This window comes from Pseudomonas nitroreducens NBRC 12694 (genome assembly GCF_002091755.1).
GTDB classification, from domain to species: Bacteria; Pseudomonadota; Gammaproteobacteria; order Pseudomonadales; family Pseudomonadaceae; genus Pseudomonas; species Pseudomonas nitroreducens.
Genome location: NZ_BDAI01000001.1, coordinates 847,815 through 864,856, shown reverse-complemented (window position 1 = coordinate 864,856; position 17,042 = coordinate 847,815). Strand labels below are relative to the sequence as shown.

At 64.1% G+C, this 17,042-nt stretch carries 15 protein-coding genes and 4 tRNA genes; 16 read left to right on the top strand and 3 right to left on the bottom strand.

The window, feature by feature from the left end:
- The first annotated feature begins 86 nt into the window (after positions 1-86).
- The 13 genes from aruF (at position 87) to PNI01S_RS04015 (ending at position 12,512) form a co-directional block, all read left to right on the top strand.
- Positions 87-1,103: an arginine/ornithine succinyltransferase subunit alpha gene (gene aruF, locus PNI01S_RS04075; protein WP_054907242.1), complete on the top strand. Its 1,017-nt coding sequence runs from the start codon at positions 87-89 to the stop codon at positions 1,101-1,103.
- Between the two features lie 11 nt (positions 1,104-1,114).
- Entirely contained in the window at positions 1,115-2,134 is a 1,020-nt protein-coding gene (gene astA, locus PNI01S_RS04070; protein WP_084357470.1) for an arginine N-succinyltransferase, read from the top strand.
- Positions 2,135-2,159: 25 nt separating this feature from the next.
- Positions 2,160-3,626, top strand: a complete 1,467-nt coding sequence (gene astD / locus PNI01S_RS04065; protein WP_089285720.1) for a succinylglutamate-semialdehyde dehydrogenase — start codon at positions 2,160-2,162, stop codon at positions 3,624-3,626.
- Positions 3,626-4,972, top strand: a complete 1,347-nt coding sequence (gene astB / locus PNI01S_RS04060) for an N-succinylarginine dihydrolase (protein ID WP_084357468.1) — start codon at positions 3,626-3,628, stop codon at positions 4,970-4,972. Before astD ends, astB begins: the two co-directional genes overlap by 1 nt.
- A gap of 151 nt (positions 4,973-5,123) precedes the next feature.
- Entirely contained in the window at positions 5,124-5,405 is a 282-nt protein-coding gene (locus tag PNI01S_RS04055) for a GTPase (RefSeq protein WP_024766339.1), read from the top strand.
- Between the two features lie 50 nt (positions 5,406-5,455).
- The gene (gene astE, locus PNI01S_RS04050; protein WP_024766340.1) at positions 5,456-6,448 is read left to right on the top strand and encodes a succinylglutamate desuccinylase; all 993 of its coding nucleotides are present in this window, start codon (positions 5,456-5,458) and stop codon (positions 6,446-6,448) included.
- Between the two features lie 92 nt (positions 6,449-6,540).
- A complete protein-coding gene (gene ltaE / locus PNI01S_RS04045) occupies positions 6,541-7,545 on the top strand; it encodes a low-specificity L-threonine aldolase (protein ID WP_084357467.1) in 1,005 nt (334 codons plus the stop codon).
- 121 nt (positions 7,546-7,666) lie between these two features.
- Positions 7,667-10,291, top strand: coding sequence for an alanine--tRNA ligase (gene alaS / locus PNI01S_RS04040; protein WP_084357466.1), 2,625 nt, complete (start codon positions 7,667-7,669; stop codon positions 10,289-10,291).
- Positions 10,292-10,392: 101 nt separating this feature from the next.
- Entirely contained in the window at positions 10,393-11,628 is a 1,236-nt protein-coding gene (locus PNI01S_RS04035; RefSeq protein ID WP_037011532.1) for an aspartate kinase, read from the top strand.
- A gap of 186 nt (positions 11,629-11,814) precedes the next feature.
- Positions 11,815-12,000, top strand: a complete 186-nt coding sequence (gene csrA, locus PNI01S_RS04030) for a carbon storage regulator CsrA (protein WP_003085981.1) — start codon at positions 11,815-11,817, stop codon at positions 11,998-12,000.
- 60 nt (positions 12,001-12,060) lie between these two features.
- Positions 12,061-12,151 (top strand) — tRNA-Ser (locus tag PNI01S_RS04025).
- Positions 12,152-12,260: 109 nt separating this feature from the next.
- Positions 12,261-12,337: transfer RNA gene (locus tag PNI01S_RS04020), tRNA-Arg, on the top strand.
- Positions 12,338-12,435: 98 nt separating this feature from the next.
- Positions 12,436-12,512: transfer RNA gene (locus tag PNI01S_RS04015), tRNA-Arg, on the top strand.
- A gap of 68 nt (positions 12,513-12,580) precedes the next feature.
- Here PNI01S_RS04015 and bamE read toward each other — a convergent pair.
- On the bottom strand, positions 12,581-13,105 hold the full coding sequence (gene bamE, locus PNI01S_RS04010; RefSeq protein ID WP_084357465.1) for an outer membrane protein assembly factor BamE domain-containing protein: 525 nt from the start codon (positions 13,103-13,105) through the stop codon (positions 12,581-12,583).
- A 321-nt stretch (positions 13,106-13,426) separates the two neighbouring features.
- Between bamE and mgtE the strand changes: the two genes are divergently transcribed.
- Positions 13,427-14,869: a magnesium transporter gene (mgtE, locus tag PNI01S_RS04005; RefSeq protein ID WP_038803637.1), complete on the top strand. Its 1,443-nt coding sequence runs from the start codon at positions 13,427-13,429 to the stop codon at positions 14,867-14,869.
- A 129-nt stretch (positions 14,870-14,998) separates the two neighbouring features.
- On the opposite strand, the gene amrZ is transcribed toward mgtE, so the two are convergent.
- A complete protein-coding gene (gene amrZ / locus PNI01S_RS04000; RefSeq protein ID WP_024764908.1) occupies positions 14,999-15,331 on the bottom strand; it encodes a transcriptional regulator AmrZ in 333 nt (110 codons plus the stop codon).
- 486 nt (positions 15,332-15,817) lie between these two features.
- Here amrZ and phnN point away from each other — a divergent pair, with 486 nt between their 5' ends.
- Positions 15,818-16,381 carry a phosphonate metabolism protein/1,5-bisphosphokinase (PRPP-forming) PhnN gene (gene phnN / locus PNI01S_RS03995; protein ID WP_084357464.1) on the top strand — a complete coding sequence of 188 codons (564 nt, stop codon included), beginning with the start codon at positions 15,818-15,820 and terminating at the stop codon, positions 16,379-16,381.
- Between the two features lie 2 nt (positions 16,382-16,383).
- Here the strand turns inward: phnN and PNI01S_RS03990 are convergent, their stop codons facing one another.
- On the bottom strand, positions 16,384-16,854 hold the full coding sequence (locus PNI01S_RS03990) for a GNAT family N-acetyltransferase (RefSeq protein ID WP_084357463.1): 471 nt from the start codon (positions 16,852-16,854) through the stop codon (positions 16,384-16,386).
- Between the two features lie 92 nt (positions 16,855-16,946).
- On the opposite strand from PNI01S_RS03990, the gene PNI01S_RS03985 reads away from it, so the two are divergent.
- A tRNA-Arg gene (locus PNI01S_RS03985) sits at positions 16,947-17,023 on the top strand.
- Positions 17,024-17,042: the final 19 nt, after the last annotated feature.

The following is a 17,042-nucleotide window of genomic DNA, read 5'->3' as shown; positions in this document are numbered from 1 at the left end:
GGTGCTTTCGAATGCCCTGATGAGTGCGGCACGGGTTGTGTCGCGCCTGCCAATCACGAATTTTGTCTGGTTAGAGGAGTGACGCCATGCTGGTGATGCGCCCCGCCCAAGTGGCCGACCTGCAGCAAGTGCAGCGTCTCGCCGCGGACAGCCCGGTCGGCGTCACGTCGCTGCCGGACGACGCGGAACGCCTGCGCGAGAAGATCCTTGCTTCGGAGGCCTCGTTCGCCGCCGAAGTGAGCTTCAACGGTGAAGAGAGCTATTTCTTCGTGCTCGAGGACACCGACACCGGCCGCCTGGTCGGCTGCTCGGCCATCGTCGCCTCGGCCGGTTTCTCCGAACCGTTCTACAGCTTCCGCAACGAGACCTTCGTGCACGCCTCCCGCGAGCTGAAGATCCACAACAAGATCCACGTCCTCTCGCTGTGCCACGACCTCACCGGCAACAGCTTGCTGACCAGCTTCTACGTCGAGCGCGAGCTGGTGAACACGCCAATCGCCGAGCTCAACTCCCGTGGCCGCCTGCTGTTCATGGCCAGCCATCCGGAGCGCTTCGCCGACGCGGTGGTGGTGGAGATCGTCGGCTACAGCGACGAGCAGGGCCAGTCGCCGTTCTGGAACGCCATCGGGCGCAACTTCTTCGACCTCGACTACACCGAGGCCGAGAAGCTCTCGGGGCTGAAGAGCCGCACCTTCCTCGCCGAACTGATGCCGCATTACCCGATCTACGTGCCGCTGCTGCCGGATGACGCGCAGGAGGCCATGGGCCAGGTGCATCCGCGCGCGCAGATCACCTTCGACATTCTGATGCGCGACGGCTTCGAATCCGACAACTACGTCGACATCTTCGACGGCGGCCCGGCGCTGCACGCGCGCACCTCGGGCATCCGTTCCATCGCCCAGAGTCGCCAGGTGCCGGTGCGCATCGGCGAGGGCGGCAAGGGCAATCGCGGTTACCTGGTGACCAACGGCCAGTTGCAGGATTTCCGCGCCATCGTTGTCGAACTCGATTGGGTACCGGGCAAGCCCGTGACTCTGAACCAGCAAGCCGCCGAAGCCCTGGGCATCGGCGAGGGCGCCAGCGTGCGCCTGGTTGCGATCTGAGGGGAGAGAGCATGATCGTCCGTCCCGTAACCAGCGCCGACCTGCCGGCTCTTTTCGATCTGGCGCGCAGCACCGGCACTGGCCTGACCACACTGCCGGCCAACGAGCAGCGTCTGCAGCACCGCGTGAACTGGGCCGAAAAAGCCTTCCGCGGTGAGGCCGAGCGCGCCGACGCCGACTACCTGTTCGTCCTCGAAAACGATGACGGCAAGGTGGTGGGGATTTCCGCCGTCGCCGGTGCTGTCGGCCTGCGCGAGCCCTGGTACAACTACCGCGTCGGCCTGACCGTCAGCGCCTCGCAAGAGCTGGGTATCCACCGCGAAATTCCCACGCTGTTCCTGGCCAACGACCTCACCGGCCAGTCCGAGCTGTGCTCGCTGTTCCTGCATGCCGACCACCGCGCCGGCCTGAACGGTCGTCTGCTGTCCAAGGCGCGCTTCCTGTTCATCGCCGAGTTCCGCGAGCTGTTCGGCGACAAGGTGATTGCCGAGATGCGCGGCATGTCCGACGCGGCTGGCCGTTCGCCGTTCTGGGAAAGCCTGGGCCGGCACTTCTTCAAGATGGAGTTCAGCCAGGCCGATTACCTGACCGGCGTGGGCAACAAGGCCTTCATCGCCGAGCTGATGCCCAAGTTCCCGCTCTACAGCTGCTTCCTCTCCGAGGATGCGCGTGAAGTGATCGGCCGTGTCCACCCGGACACCGAGCCGGCGCTGGCCATGCTCAAGGCCGAGGGCTTCAGCTACCAGGGCTACGTCGACATCTTCGATGCCGGCCCCGCCATCGAGGCGCCGACCGAGAAGATCCGCGCCATCGCCGACAGCCAGAACCTGGTGCTGGCCATCGGCACGCCGGGCGATGACGCCGAGCCCTTCCTGATCCACAACCGCAAGCGCGAGGAGTGTCGCATCACCGCCGCGCCCGCGCGCCTGGCCGCTGGTTCGCTGGTGGTCGATGCGCAGACTGCCAAGCGCCTGCGCCTGTCCGCCGGGGCCTCGGTCCGCGCGGTGCCTCTCGCCGGAAAACGCAACTGACGCCGCCCGGCGTCAGGGGAGCCTGATGATGAATACCCACTACATTGCCGGCCAGTGGCTGGCAGGCGAAGGCGAGCCGCTGGAATCGCTCTGCCCGGTCAGCCAGGCCGTTGTCTGGTCCGGCCGTGCTGCCTCCGAGCAGCAGGTCGCCGCTGCTGTCGCTGCCGCACGCAACGCCTTCCCGGCCTGGGCGCGCCGCCCGGTGGAAGAGCGCATCGCCGTGCTGGAGCGCTTCGCTGCTACGCTGAAAGGCCGTTCCGAGGAACTGGCCCGCGCCATCGGCGAGGAAACCGGCAAGCCGTTGTGGGAAGCTGCCACCGAAGTGACCAGCATGGTCAACAAGGTCGCCATCTCGGTCCAGGCCTTCCGTGAGCGCACCGGCGAGAAAAGCGGCCCGCTGGCCGACGCGACCGCCGTGCTGCGCCACAAGCCGCACGGCGTGGTTGCCGTGTTCGGCCCGTACAACTTCCCCGGCCACCTGCCCAACGGCCATATCGTGCCGGCGCTGCTGGCAGGCAACGCCGTGGTGTTCAAGCCCAGTGAGCTGACTCCGAAAGTGGCCGAGCTGACCCTGCAGGCCTGGGTCGAGGCGGGCATTCCCGCTGGCGTGATCAACCTGGTCCAGGGCGCCCGCGATACCGGCGTGGCGCTGGCAAGCAACGACGACATCGACGGCCTGTTCTTCACCGGCTCCAGCCGCACCGGCAACCTGCTGCACAGCCAGTTCGGCGGTCGCCCGCAGAAGATCCTCGCGCTGGAGATGGGCGGCAACAACCCGCTGGTGGTCGACGAAGTGAAAGACGTCGACGCCGCCGTCTACACCATCATCCAGTCCGCCTTCATTTCCGCCGGCCAGCGCTGCACCTGTGCCCGCCGCCTGCTGGTGCCGCAGGGGGCCTGGGGCGACGCGCTGCTGGAGCGCCTGGTCGCCGTGGCCTCGACCATCAAGGTCGGCCGCTTCGACGAGCAGCCGGCGCCCTTCATGGGTTCGGTGATTTCCCTTGCCGCCGCCGAGCATCTGATCAAGGCCCAGGACAATCTGCTGGCCAAGGGCGCCAAGCCGCTGCTGGCGATGACCCAGCCGCTGGCTACCGCCGCGCTGCTGACCCCCGGCATCCTCGATGTGACTGCCGTGGCCGAGCGCCCGGACGAAGAGTTCTTCGGCCCGCTGCTGCAGGTGATCCGCTACGCCGACTTCGACGCCGCCGTGCGCGAAGCCAACGCCACCCAGTACGGTCTGGCTGCCGGCTTGCTGTCGGACTCGCGCGAGCGCTACGAGGACTTCCTCATCGAGAGCCGCGCCGGCATCGTCAACTGGAACAAACAGCTGACCGGTGCGGCCAGCAGCGCGCCATTCGGCGGCATCGGCGCCTCCGGTAACCACCGCCCGAGCGCCTACTACGCAGCCGACTACTGCGCGTACCCGGTCGCCTCGCTGGAGAGCGACAGCCTGAGCCTGCCTGCAACCCTGACTCCGGGAGTGAGCCTGTGATGACCGCCTATGAAATGAACTTTGACGGTCTGGTCGGACCGACGCACAACTACGGCGGCCTGTCCTACGGCAACGTCGCTTCGCAGAGCAACAGCCAGGCGGCGTCCAACCCGCGCGAAGCGGCGAAACAGGGCCTGTCGAAGATGAAGGCGCTGATGGAACTGGGCTTCAAGCAGGGCGTGTTCGCCCCGCAAGAGCGCCCGGCGGTTGCGTCCCTGCGCGCCCTGGGTTTCTCCGGTACTGATGCGGACGTCATCGCCAAGGCTGCCAAGGAGGCCATGCCGCTGCTGGCCGCGGTCAGCTCGGCGTCCTGCATGTGGACGGCCAACGCCGCCACCGTCAGTCCCAGTGCCGACACCGCCGATGGTCGCGTGCACTTCACTGCGGCCAACCTGAACTGCAAGTTCCATCGTTCCATCGAGCATCCGCAGACCAGCCGCATCCTCGCGGCGATGTTCAACGACGAGCAGCGCTTCGCCCACCACGCCGCATTGCCGGCGGTCGCCCAGTTCGGCGACGAGGGCGCGGCCAACCACACGCGCTTCTGCAAGTCCTACGGCGAAGCCGGCGTGGAGTTCTTCGTGTTCGGCCGCAGCGCTTTCGACAGCCGCTTCCCGGCGCCGCAGCGCTACCCGGCGCGGCAGACCCTGGAAGCCTGCCAGGCGGTGGCCCGCCTGCACGGCCTGGGCGACGACGGCGTGGTGTACGCCCAGCAGAACCCGGCGGTGATCGACCAGGGCGTGTTCCATAACGATGTGATTGCCGTGGGCAACGGCGAAGTGCTGTTCCACCACGAAGACGCCTTCCTCGACACCGAGCGCGTCCTCGCCGAACTGCACGACAAGCTGGGCCGCCGTGGCGGCCGCTTCCGCGCCGTGTGCGTGCCGCGCGACCAGGTCACGGTCGAGGACGCGGTGAAGTCCTACCTGTTCAACAGCCAACTGCTCACCCGCACCGACGGCAACATGTTGCTGATCGTCCCGGAGGAGTGCCGCAAGAACGAGCGCGTGTGGAACTACCTGTCGCGCCTGACGGCCGAGGACGGCCCGATCCGCGAGGTGAAGGTGTTCGACCTCAAGCAGAGCATGCAGAACGGCGGCGGCCCCGCTTGCCTGCGCCTGCGCGTGGCGCTGAACGACACCGAACTGGCGGCAGTCAATCCCGGCGTGATCATGACCCCGACCCTGCACGACACCCTGGTCACCTGGGTCGACAAGCACTACCGCGATCGCCTGGCCGAGTCCGACCTGGCCGACCCGCAACTGCTGGTCGAGTGCCGGACGGCGTTGGATGAATTGAGCCAGATCCTTAAACTGGGCTCGGTTTATCCGTTCCAGCAGAACTGACGACCCGCCCACTGCCTGCCTGCGCTTGCTCATGCAGCGTTAGGAACAGGCTCAAGATGCTCATTTACAGCGCGTAAACTGCGCTCTTTCGCCTGTTCTTGCCTCGCCTGAGCTACGCTCGGCGAGGTATTGAACGGGTCAGGTGAACGACATGACCGAAAGCCTCCCGCTGATTCTCGAAGACAACCAGGGCGAACGCCGCGAGACCCACACCGCGCGCCTGGCCATCCGCCTGGAAGGCCGCGAGCTGTGGCTGGAGGCCGACGGCAAGGGCGGCCTGGTGATCTACGCCGACTCCCATGAGGACGATGCCGAGATCCCGCTGCTGGTGGTGCGCCCGCAGGCGGTGAACCAGTTGGGCCTGAGCCTGGAGCTGGAAGCCGCCGAAGTCCACGAACATGGTCCAGACTGTGGATGTGACCACCACCACTGACCGCGGAGTCCACGGCCGGCCAGGCCGCAGGACATGATGGAGGCGTCCGCATGCTAGCCCTGGGCAAACTGCTCGAACTGACCCTCGCCGGCCGTGAGCCGACGGAAAAGATTCAGCTCACCGCAGACGGCACCCGTTTGCACTGGCTGGCCGAAGGCGCCCTTGAAATTACTCCGCCGGTGGCGCGGGACAATGGCCGCGACCTGCTGCTCTCGGCCGGTATCCATGGCAACGAGACCGCGCCCATCGAGCTGCTCGACCGCCTGGTGCACCGCATCGCCCGCGGCGAGCTGAAGCCGTCGGCGCGAGTGCTGTTCCTGCTCGGCAACCCCGAGGCCATGCGCCGTGGCGAGCGCTACCTGGAACAGGACATCAACCGCCTGTTCTGCGGTCGCCATGAAGAGGGCAGCGGCAACGAGGCCCTGCGCGCAGCCGAGCTCGAGCGCCTGGCCGCCGCGTTCTTCGCCCGCGAAGGCCGCCCGCGCCTGCACTACGACCTGCACACCGCGATCCGCGGCTCGAAGATCGAGCAGTTCGCGCTCTACCCCTGGGCCAGCGGCCGCGAACATTCCCGCGAGGAGCTGGCGCGCCTGCGCAGCGCCGGCATCGACGCCGTGCTGTTGCAGAGCAAGCCGGGCATCACCTTCAGCGCCTACACCTACAGCCACCTGGGCGCCGAGGCCTTTACCCTGGAGCTTGGCAAGGCGCGGCCGTTCGGGCAGAACCAGGCGGTGAACCTGGATCGCCTGGAAGCCATGCTCGAAGCCGTGATCAGCGGCCAGGAGGCAGACGGTGCGCAGATCGACGGCCTGCAGCTGTTCGCCGTTTCCCGCGAAGTGATCAAGCACAGCGACCACTTCCGCCTGCACCTGGACGACGCGGTGGACAACTTCACCGAGCTGGACCATGGCTTCCTGTTGGCCGAGGACATCGGCGGAACGCGCTGGATCGTGGAAGAGCAGGGTGCACGAATCATCTTCCCCAATCCGCGGGTGAAGAACGGCCTGCGCGCCGGCATCCTGGTCGTTCCCACCGAGCTCTGATCTCCCCGGCGCGCGCCCATCGCGCGCCTTGTTTCCCCACTGGCGAGCGCTTAGCATCGGCTCTTTGTGCCTGATGCCCGAGGAGCCTTGCCATGTCCATCATCGACCTTCGCAGCGACACCGTGACCCTGCCCACCGCCGGCATGCGCGAGGCGATGGCACGGGCCGAGCTGGGCGATGACGTCTACGGCGAAGACCCGACGGTCAATCGCCTGGAAGCGACCCTGGCCGAGCGCCTGGGATTCGCTGCCGCGCTGTTCGTCCCCACCGGCACCATGAGCAACCTGCTCGGCCTGATGGCCCATTGCGGCCGCGGCGACGAATACATCGTCGGCCAGCAGGCGCACACCTATAAATATGAAGGTGGCGGCGCCGCCGTGCTGGGCTCGATCCAGCCGCAGCCCATCGATGGCGAGGCCGATGGTTCGCTGGATCTGACCAAGGTCGAGGCAGCGATCAAGCAGGACGATTTCCACTTCGCCCGCACCCGCCTGCTGGCGCTGGAAAACACCATGCAAGGCAAGGTCCTGCCGCTGACCTACCTGGCGGCTGCGCGTGAAATGACCCGCCGTCGCGGCCTGGCGCTGCACCTCGACGGCGCGCGCCTGTACAACGCGGCGGTGAAGCTGGGCGTGGACGCCGCCGAGATCACCCGTCACTTCGATTCCGTTTCGGTCTGCCTGTCCAAGGGCCTGGGTGCGCCGGTGGGCTCGGTGCTCTGCGGCGATGTGGAGCTGATCGGCCGCGCGCGCCGCCTGCGCAAGATGGTCGGTGGTGGCATGCGCCAGGCCGGCGGCCTGGCAGCGGCTGCGATTTACGCGCTGGACCATCAGGTCGAGCGCCTGGCCGATGACCATGCCAATGCCGAAGCGCTGGGCCGTGGCCTCGCTGAGCTGGGCTACAGCATCGAGCCGGTACAGACCAACATGGTCTACGTTGGCATCGGCGAGCAGGCCGGCGTGCTGGGCGAGCACCTGGCCGAGCGCGGCATCCGCGTCAGCCCGGCAGCGCGCCTGCGCCTGGTCACCCACCTCGATGTGAAAAGCACCGATATCCCGCGTATCGTCGAAGCTTTTGCCGCCTTTCGTCGTTCCTGACAGAAATTATTGCGCGATAGGGGTTAACTATCGCGCAAAGACACTACAACCTTGATGCGGGGCCGATATAATGCGGCCCTTTGCCGGCGATTCGTGGCCGCATTTTTCCGTGGAAGAACCTATGAAAAGCGCTGAAATCCGTGAAGCCTTCCTCCGCTTCTTCGAAGAGAAGGGGCACACCCGCGTAGCGTCCAGTTCGCTGATCCCCGCGAACGACCCGACCCTGCTGTTCACCAACGCAGGCATGAACCAGTTCAAGGACTGCTTCCTGGGCCTGGAAAAGCGCGCCTACACCCGCGCCACCACCAGCCAGAAGTGCGTGCGTGCCGGCGGCAAGCACAACGACCTGGAAAACGTCGGCTACACCGCGCGCCACCACACCTTCTTCGAAATGCTGGGCAACTTCAGCTTCGGCGACTATTTCAAGCGCGATGCCATTACCTATGCCTGGGAATTCCTCACCTCGGACAAGTGGCTGAACCTGCCCAAGGACAAGCTCTGGGTCACCGTCTACGCCACCGATGACGAGGCCTACGACATCTGGACCAAGGAAGTCGGCATTCCCGCCGAGCGCATGGTCCGTATCGGCGACAACAAGGGCGCGCCATACGCCTCCGACAACTTCTGGGCGATGGGCGACACCGGTCCGTGCGGCCCCTGCACCGAGATCTTCTTCGACCACGGCGCCGACATCTGGGGCGGCCCGCCCGGCTCGCCGGAAGAAGATGGCGACCGCTACATCGAGATCTGGAACAACGTCTTCATGCAGTTCAACCGCACCGCGGACGGCGTCATGCACGCGCTGCCGGCGCCGAGCGTGGACACCGGCATGGGCCTGGAACGCATCAGCGCCGTGCTGCAGCACGTCCACTCGAACTACGAGATCGACCTGTTCCAGAGCCTGCTGAAGGCGTCGGCCGACGCCATCGGCTGCGCCAACGACGACGCCCCGTCGCTGAAAGTGGTGGCCGACCACATCCGTTCCTGCGGCTTCCTGATCGCCGATGGCGTACTGCCGTCCAACGAAGGCCGTGGCTATGTGCTGCGCCGCATCATCCGTCGCGCCTGCCGCCACGGTAACAAGCTGGGCGCCAAGGGCACCTTCTTCCACAAGATCGTGGCCGCGCTGGTCGGCGAGATGGGCGAAGCCTTCCCCGAGCTCAAGCAACAACAGGCGCACATCGAGCGCGTGCTGAAGACCGAGGAAGAGCAGTTCGCCAAGACTCTGGAGCAGGGCCTGAAGATCCTCGAGCAGGACCTGTCCGAGCTCAAGGGCAGCGTCATCCCCGGCAACGTGGTGTTCAAGCTGTACGACACCTACGGCTTCCCGGTCGACCTGACCAACGACATCGCCCGCGAGCGCAGCCTGACCCTCGACGAGGAAGGCTTCGAGCGCGAGATGGAGGCCCAGCGCGAGCGTGCCCGCTCCGCCAGCGCCTTCGGCATGGACTACAACAGCCTGGTGAAAGTCGACGGCGACACCCGCTTCCTCGGCTACCAGGGCGTTTCCGGTGCCGGCCAGATCATCGCCCTGTTCAAGGACGGCAAGGCCATCGAGCAACTGAACGAAGGCGAGGAGGGCGTCGTCGTCCTCGACCAGACCCCGTTCTACGCCGAGTCCGGCGGCCAGGTCGGTGACAGCGGCTACCTGCAGGGTGCCGGCGTGCGCTTCGACGTGCGCGACACCACCAAGGCCGGCGGCGCGCACCTGCACCACGGTGTGGTTGCCCAGGGCAGCCTGAGCGTTGGCGCGGCTGTCAAAGCAGAAGTCGACGCCTCCGTGCGCCAGGCCACTGCGCTGAATCACTCCGCTACCCACCTGCTGCACGCCGCGCTGCGCCAGGTGCTGGGCGATCACGTCCAGCAGAAAGGCTCGCTGGTCGACAGCCAGCGCCTGCGCTTCGACTTCAGCCACTTCGAGGCGATCAAGCCCGAGCAGTTGAAGCAACTGGAAGACATCGTCAACACCGAGATCCGCAAGAACTCCGAGGTGGAGACCGAAGAGACCGACATCGAATCCGCCAAGAACAAGGGCGCCATGGCGCTGTTCGGCGAGAAGTACGGTGATCAGGTGCGCGTGCTGAGCATGGGTGGCAGCTTCTCCGTCGAACTGTGCGGCGGCACCCACGTGTCCCGTACCGGCGACATCGGCCTGTTCAAGATCACCAGCGAAGGCGGTGTGGCCTCCGGCGTGCGCCGTATCGAAGCGGTCACCGGCGCTGCTGCGCTGGCTTACCTGAATGGCGCCGAAGAGCAACTCAAGGAAGCGGCCGGCCTGGTCAAGGGCAGCCGCGACAACCTGCTGGACAAGCTGTCCGGCCTGATCGAGCGCAACCGTCAGCTGGAAAAGGAGCTGGAGCAGCTCAAGGCCAAGGCTGCCAGTGCAGCCGGTGACGACCTGGCGGGTTCCGCCGTGGACGTCGGTGGCGTGAAGGTGCTGTCCTCGCGTCTCGACGGCCTCGATGGCAAGGCGCTGCTGGCGCTGGTCGACCAACTGAAGAACAAGCTGGGCAGCGGCGTGATCCTGCTGGGCGGCGTGTTCGAAGAGAAGGTCGTACTGGTCGCCGGCGTGACCCAGGACCTGACCGCCAAGCTCAAGGCTGGCGATCTGATGAAGCAGGCCGCTGCGGCCGTGGGCGGGAAGGGCGGTGGTCGCCCGGACATGGCCCAGGGCGGTGGCGTGGATGCCGGCAAGCTGGACGAAGCGCTGGCGCTGGCAGTGACATTTGTCGAACAGGGCCTCTAAAGGCCCTGAAATACGGGGCCCGCAGCGCGTCCGGCGGGCCTTGGCAGCATGCGGTGATGCATGTTTAATGGGCGCCCTTCAGGAATCAGGCGGCTTTTGAAATGGCTTTGATCGTACAGAAGTTTGGAGGGACCTCCGTCGGCACCGTCGAGAGAATCGAGCAGGTAGCCGAGAAGGTGAAGAAATTCCGTGAAGCGGGCGACGACATCGTCGTGGTGGTGTCCGCCATGAGCGGCGAGACCAACCGCCTGATTGGTCTGGCCAAACAGATCATGGATCAGCCGATCCCGCGCGAGCTGGACGTCATGGTCTCCACCGGCGAGCAGGTGACCATCGCCCTGCTGAGCATGGCGCTGATGAAGCGCGGCGTGCCGGCGGTGTCCTACACCGGTAACCAGGTTCGTATCCTGACCGACAGTTCCCACACCAAGGCGCGTATCCTCAGCATCGACGATGCGAACATTCGCGCAGATCTGAAGGCTGGCCGCGTGGTCGTGGTCGCCGGCTTCCAGGGTGTGGACGAGCACGGCAATATCACCACCCTCGGCCGTGGCGGTTCCGACACCACGGGTGTGGCCCTGGCGGCGGCGCTGAAGGCCGATGAGTGCCAGATCTACACCGACGTCGATGGCGTCTACACCACCGACCCGCGCGTCGTGCCGCAGGCCCGCCGCCTGGACAAGATCACCTTCGAAGAGATGCTGGAAATGGCCAGCCTCGGTTCCAAGGTGCTGCAGATCCGTTCGGTGGAATTCGCCGGCAAGTACAACGTCCCGCTGCGCGTGCTGCACAGCTTCCAGGAGGGTCCGGGCACCCTCATTACCCTTGATGAAGAGGAATCCATGGAACAGCCGATCATCTCCGGCATCGCCTTCAACCGCGACGAAGCCAAGCTGACCATCCGTGGCGTACCGGATACCCCCGGCGTTGCTTTCAAGATTCTCGGCCCGATCAGTGCCGCCAATGTAGAAGTCGACATGATCGTGCAGAATGTCGCGCACGATAACACCACCGACTTCACCTTCACCGTGCACCGCAACGACTACCAGGCCGCTCTGGAAATCCTCAAGCAGACCGCCGCCAGCATCGGCGCGCGCGAAGCCACCGGCGACACCAACATCGCCAAGGTTTCCATCGTCGGCGTCGGCATGCGTTCCCACGCCGGTGTGGCCAGCCGCATGTTCGAAGCCCTGGCCAAGGAGACCATCAATATCCAGATGATCTCCACCTCGGAAATCAAGGTTTCCGTGGTCATCGAAGAGAAGTACCTCGAGTTGGCGGTCCGTGCTCTGCATACCGCTTTCGAACTCGACGCCCCGGCCCGACAGGGCGAGTAAGGCGAGAACTACCGAAAGGCGCGGCTACCCCGCGCCTTTTGTCGTTTTTGACTGTCTGACAGGAACTTTCTTTCCGGCAGGACTGGTCAATACTTGGGTGAAGGATTCGTGCACTTGATCTATACGAATCTGCCACCATTTCTTTTTTTGCAGACTGCTTATCCCGTAACACGTAAGGAGAAAGGAATGCTGATTCTGACTCGCCGGGTCGGAGAGACCCTGATGGTCGGTGATGACGTCACCGTGACTGTACTGGGCGTCAAAGGAAATCAGGTGCGTATCGGTGTGAATGCGCCGAAGGAAGTTGCTGTGCACCGTGAGGAAATCTACCAGCGCATCCAGAAAGAGAAAGACCAAGAACCAAACCATTAATTTTTCTAAAATTTTTCTTTGCAAACGGGGAAAACATGGATATCATGCGCCCCGTGTTGCGGAGAGGTGGCCGAGTGGCCGAAGGCGCTCCCCTGCTAAGGGAGTACACCTCAAAAGGGTGTCGGGGGTTCGAATCCCCCCCTCTCCGCCATTGCATCCTCTGGTGCGATGGTTTGTCAGGTAACGTAAGTTACTGAAAAGATTGAAAAATCTTGTTGACGAATCAGAAAAATCGCTCTAGAATTTGCGCCCTCATCAGCGCACTCATAGCTCAGCTGGATAGAGTACTCGGCTACGAACCGAGCGGTCGGAGGTTCGAATCCTCCTGAGTGCGCCATATACGAGGCAACGCGAAAGCGGGGCTTCAGTGGCGAAAGGGCTGAAAGGCCATTAGCTGCAACCAGTTGGTGAATCTGGTTAAACTTTACCAACGACGCACTCATAGCTCAGCTGGATAGAGTACTCGGCTACGAACCGAGCGGTCGGAGGTTCGAATCCTCCTGAGTGCGCCATATACCGGAAGGGCCTGCAGAAATGCAGGCCCTTTTTCTTTGCTCTCGAAAAAGTCTTCGCAGCGTGCTCAGCGCTTTGCCTTGCCCGTCACGCAGCCGTCCTCGTCGAATGTCACGGTACGCGCGCCGTGCCTCTTGTTCGCGTCATAGTGATAGCGCAGCGTCTCGTTGTGCTGGCTGACCTTATCCGGCTTTCCGAACGCGCTCTCGACGTCGCTGCGGGTCATGCCTGTCTTGATCCTGCCTTCGATGATCGCCTTGCGCCGCGCGCTGCCGGTAACGCGGTTGCCGCAACCGTTCTGCTGCTCTCCCACGATAACCAGTGAGCGATCTTCGAGTTCCCCGCCTTTGCCCTTGCTGCGTGCAGGAGCCTTCTGTGGTGCCGGCGCCTTTACCGCGGCCATGGGAACTGGCTCGCCCCAGCCGGGTGTTTGATTGCTGGCTTCCTGGATTTCCTGCTGCCGTTCGGTTGGGCAGCCATACTGACTGAACAGCACGCTGCCATCGGCTGCGGTGCAGCGGAACACAGAGGCCGCTTGGCTGGTCGGTACTTGAAAAATCAGGAGCAAATAGAGCAGGGCAGACAGGCGCATGGTTCCTCCATGATGGCGGGCCTGCCTGCAGACTAGGAGTGGAATTTGTCAGTCGGAGCCGGGTGTCCTGTGGGAGCTTTCGGGCGTCGAACCGGGCAGTGATTCGGCAGTGAGCTTTCACCTGCAAGCGATTGTTCTAGCCGCCATTTTGTAACGCGCAATACACCCCGGAGTGTTATCATTTCCCGCATCTGCCCTCGATGGGCGCATGGGACACCACCATGGACTTACCCAGTAGTTACTCAGAACCCCGATTGCGTACACACGACCTGATGTATTGATCCCCTCTGGCCCGTTCTGCCACTGGGGGTGGAGCGTGCTATGACCGAAGTAGAAGCCAAGAAGCCGCAGGAAAGCCTGCAGGACCGCCTCAACCAGGTGGTCGACCTGCTGCACAAGCACAAGCTGGTGGAAGACCTGACGCACCGTCAGGAAGGCCAGCATCAAGACCTCGTCGAAAACCTCGTGCACCGCCAGAACCTTGCCGAATTGCAGCGCAAGATGGACGAGTTGCACCCGGCCGACATCGCCCACATCCTCGAATCGCTGCCGCTGGATGACCGTCTGACGGTCTGGCAACTGGTCAAGGCCGAGCGCGACGGCGACATCCTCCTCGAAGTATCCGATTCCGTGCGGGAAACCCTGATCGCCGACATGGACGATCACGAGATTCTCGCCGCGGCTCGGGACATGGACGCCGACGAACTCGCCGACCTTGCGCCGGAATTGCCGCGCGATGTGGTCCACGAGCTGATGGAAACCCTCGATGCGCAGCAGCGCGAGCGCGTGCGCTCGGCACTGTCCTACGAGGAAGACCAGGTCGGCGCGCTGATGGACTTCGAGATGGTCACCATCCGCGACGATGTCAGCCTGGAAGTGGTATTGCGCTACCTGCGCCGCCTGAAGGAGCTGCCGGGCCATACCGACAAGCTCTTCGTGGTCGATTATGACGGCGTGCTCAAGGGCGTGCTGCCGATCAAGCGCCTGCTGGTGAACGATCCGGACAAGGACGTGGCGGAAGTCATGGCCACCGACCCTGTGACTTTCAGCCCTGATGAGGACGGCTATGACGCCGCCCAGGCGTTCGAGCGTTACGACCTGATTTCCGCCCCCGTGGTGGACAAGAACGGCAAGCTCATCGGCCGTCTGACCATCGACGAGATGGTCGACCTGATCCGTGAGGAAAGCGAAAGCGAAGTCCTGAACATGGCCGGTCTGCGTGAAGAGGAAGATATCTTCGCCTCGGTCTGGAAGTCGGTCGGTAACCGCTGGGCCTGGCTGGCCACCAATCTGGTCACCGCCTTCATCGCCTCGCGGGTGATCGGCCTCTTCGAAGGCTCCATCGAGAAGCTGGTGGCACTCGCGGCGCTGATGCCCATCGTGGCCGGCATCGGCGGCAATTCCGGCAACCAGACCATCACCATGATCGTCCGCGCCATGGCTCTGGACCAGATCCAGACCAGCAGCGCCAACCGCCTGCTGCGCAAGGAGCTGGGCGTAGCGTTGGTGAACGGCCTGGTGTGGGGTGGGGTGATCGGCCTGGTCGCCTTCTACCTCTACGGCAACTGGGAGCTGGGCGCCGTCATGACCGGCGCCATGACGCTGAACCTGTTGCTTGCTGCATTGATGGGGGTGCTGATTCCGATGACGCTGCTGCGCCTGGGGCGCGATCCCGCGATGGGCTCCAGCGTGATGATTACCGCCATGACCGACAGCGGCGGCTTCTTCATCTTCCTCGGGTTGGCCACGCTGTTCCTGATGTAGTGCCCGCCCCGCCGAAAAGGCCGCCCGCGAGGCGGCTTTTTTGTGCCCGTCATGCGGATTTGGAGGGTACGAAAGCACGGGCATGAAAAAGCCGGCTCAAGGCCGGCTGTTTCGGTTATCGCGAACGAATCAGGCTTCGTTCTGCGCCATCTCGGCATCGTGCGCGATGAGGGCGATCAAAGCGTTCTGCTGACGATGGGTCAGCTGGCGGAAACGCTGCAGCAGTTCGCGTTCGTGCAGGCTGAGTTCCGGGCTGTCCAGGCGGATGCCCAGGTTGTCCTGCAGGGCACCTTCCTGCAGCAGGCTCTGTTCGAGACGCGCGATGATCTCGGAGTTCATGCTGCGGTGGTGGCTGCGGGCGACGTCGGCGATACGCTCACGCATGCCTTCGGGCAGGCGTACGACGAATTTGTCAGCGGTACGGCTGGAGTAGGTGGGGGTTGCCTGTTTCAATGGGCGCATACTTTAAACCTGTAAGTCAGGGAGGCCGATGCCATGGGTCAGCGTTCGTTCAGGCCCTTTGACAGCGATTTCCAATGGCCGTTCAGCGCGTCGTCAAAGCTTTTGTGAAAATATCCAATAACTTGACGTCAAACCTTCGGCATATTGTGTCTTGGGTGAAGGCTAAATGCCAGCACCAATCGTCCGAAATGAGACCGCCTAGGCAGACCCTTCTTTAGATGGGAGTTAAGGGGAAAGCTGGCGATGTGCCCATATCCGTCAGCGTAGTCGATATGTCGTCCGTGGCTGCCTGCCGTTGGGCGGCCCGATACTCCCGCTTCGACGCAGGCTTTCATGATGGCACAGCGCCCGGCGGCGAGTCAGCGGATGCCCGCTTCAGGGGGCTTTCATCACGAGTTTCACTGGTATCCCACAAGGCTCGGCGTATTATCCGGCCCGCGGATCAGAATTGAAGTAGCGCCGAGCCGCCGGTGCACCGAGAGTCTTATGACCCCAGGTAGACTGATTTTCCTGATGGGCCCTTCGGGATCCGGCAAGGACAGCGTATTGCAGGCAGCCAGCGTTCCCCTGGCCGCAATGGATTGCCGGATCGTCCGGCGCGTCATCACGCGTTCCGCGGAAGCGCGTGGCGAGGAGGCGCTTTCGGTGAGCGTCGAGGAGTTCTCTCGCCTGGAGCGTTCCGGTGCTTTCGCCATGAGCTGGCGTGCCAATGGCCTGCACTACGGAATCCCCCGCGAGATCGATGACTGGCTCGCCGCTGGTCACGACGTCCTGGTCAATGGTTCACGCAAATACCTGCCTGAAGCCCGCCGTCGCTATCCATCGTTGATCGCGGTGCTGCTGAAGGTCGAGACCGATGTGCTGCGCCAGCGACTGCTCAAGCGTGGGCGGGAGACGCCGGTGGAAATCGAGGAGCGCCTGGCACGCAATGCGCACTTCGCCGATGGCCTGTCGGGCCCGCTGGTGGAGTTGGACAACTCGGTATCCCTGGATGTGACGGTCGGCCATCTGCTGAACCTGCTCGCTCCTCCGGATGCTCAGGCCAGCTGAGGTCAGTCCAGACTCAGCGACAGGCTGACGCCGTGGGGCGCGAAGCCCATTGCGGCGTAGAAGCGGTGCGCCATTTCCCGGTCCTGGTGGCTGGAGAGCGCCAGCTTGTAGCACTTCCAGTCCCGGGCCCACTCCACGGCGCGGGCGATCAGCGCCTGGCCTATGCCCTGGCCGCGCGCACGGCTGTCCACCACCATGTCTTCGAGGATCGCCGAGCGGGCGAAGCCGTGGGCGATGTGTTCGATCGGGTGCAGGGTGCAGGTGCCCAGCAAGGCTCCATCGCGCTCGGCGACAAGCGTCACTCGCGACGGCAACTGGTTGCCCAGGGCCAGCAGCGCGGTGTCGGGCAGCGGGTCGCGGGCGCCCAGTTGCTGCAGTAGCGGAGCGAGGGCTGCAGCGTCCTCGACTGTGGCGACGCGTACATCGAAGGTGGCGAAGGGTGAGTCGGGCAGGGCGCCGTCTTCTGAGGTCATGGTGATTCTCCGGCTGACGGCAAAATTATGGACCGCTCCGGTGGCGGTGGCATGACAAAACGCTTGTCGGTGGTTAACATGCCGACCCGATTGTCCCGGTAGCTCAATTGGATAGAGCGTCCCCCTCCTAAGGGGAAGGTTGGAGGTTCGACCCCTCTCCGGGACACCAGCATGAAAAGGCCCGCATT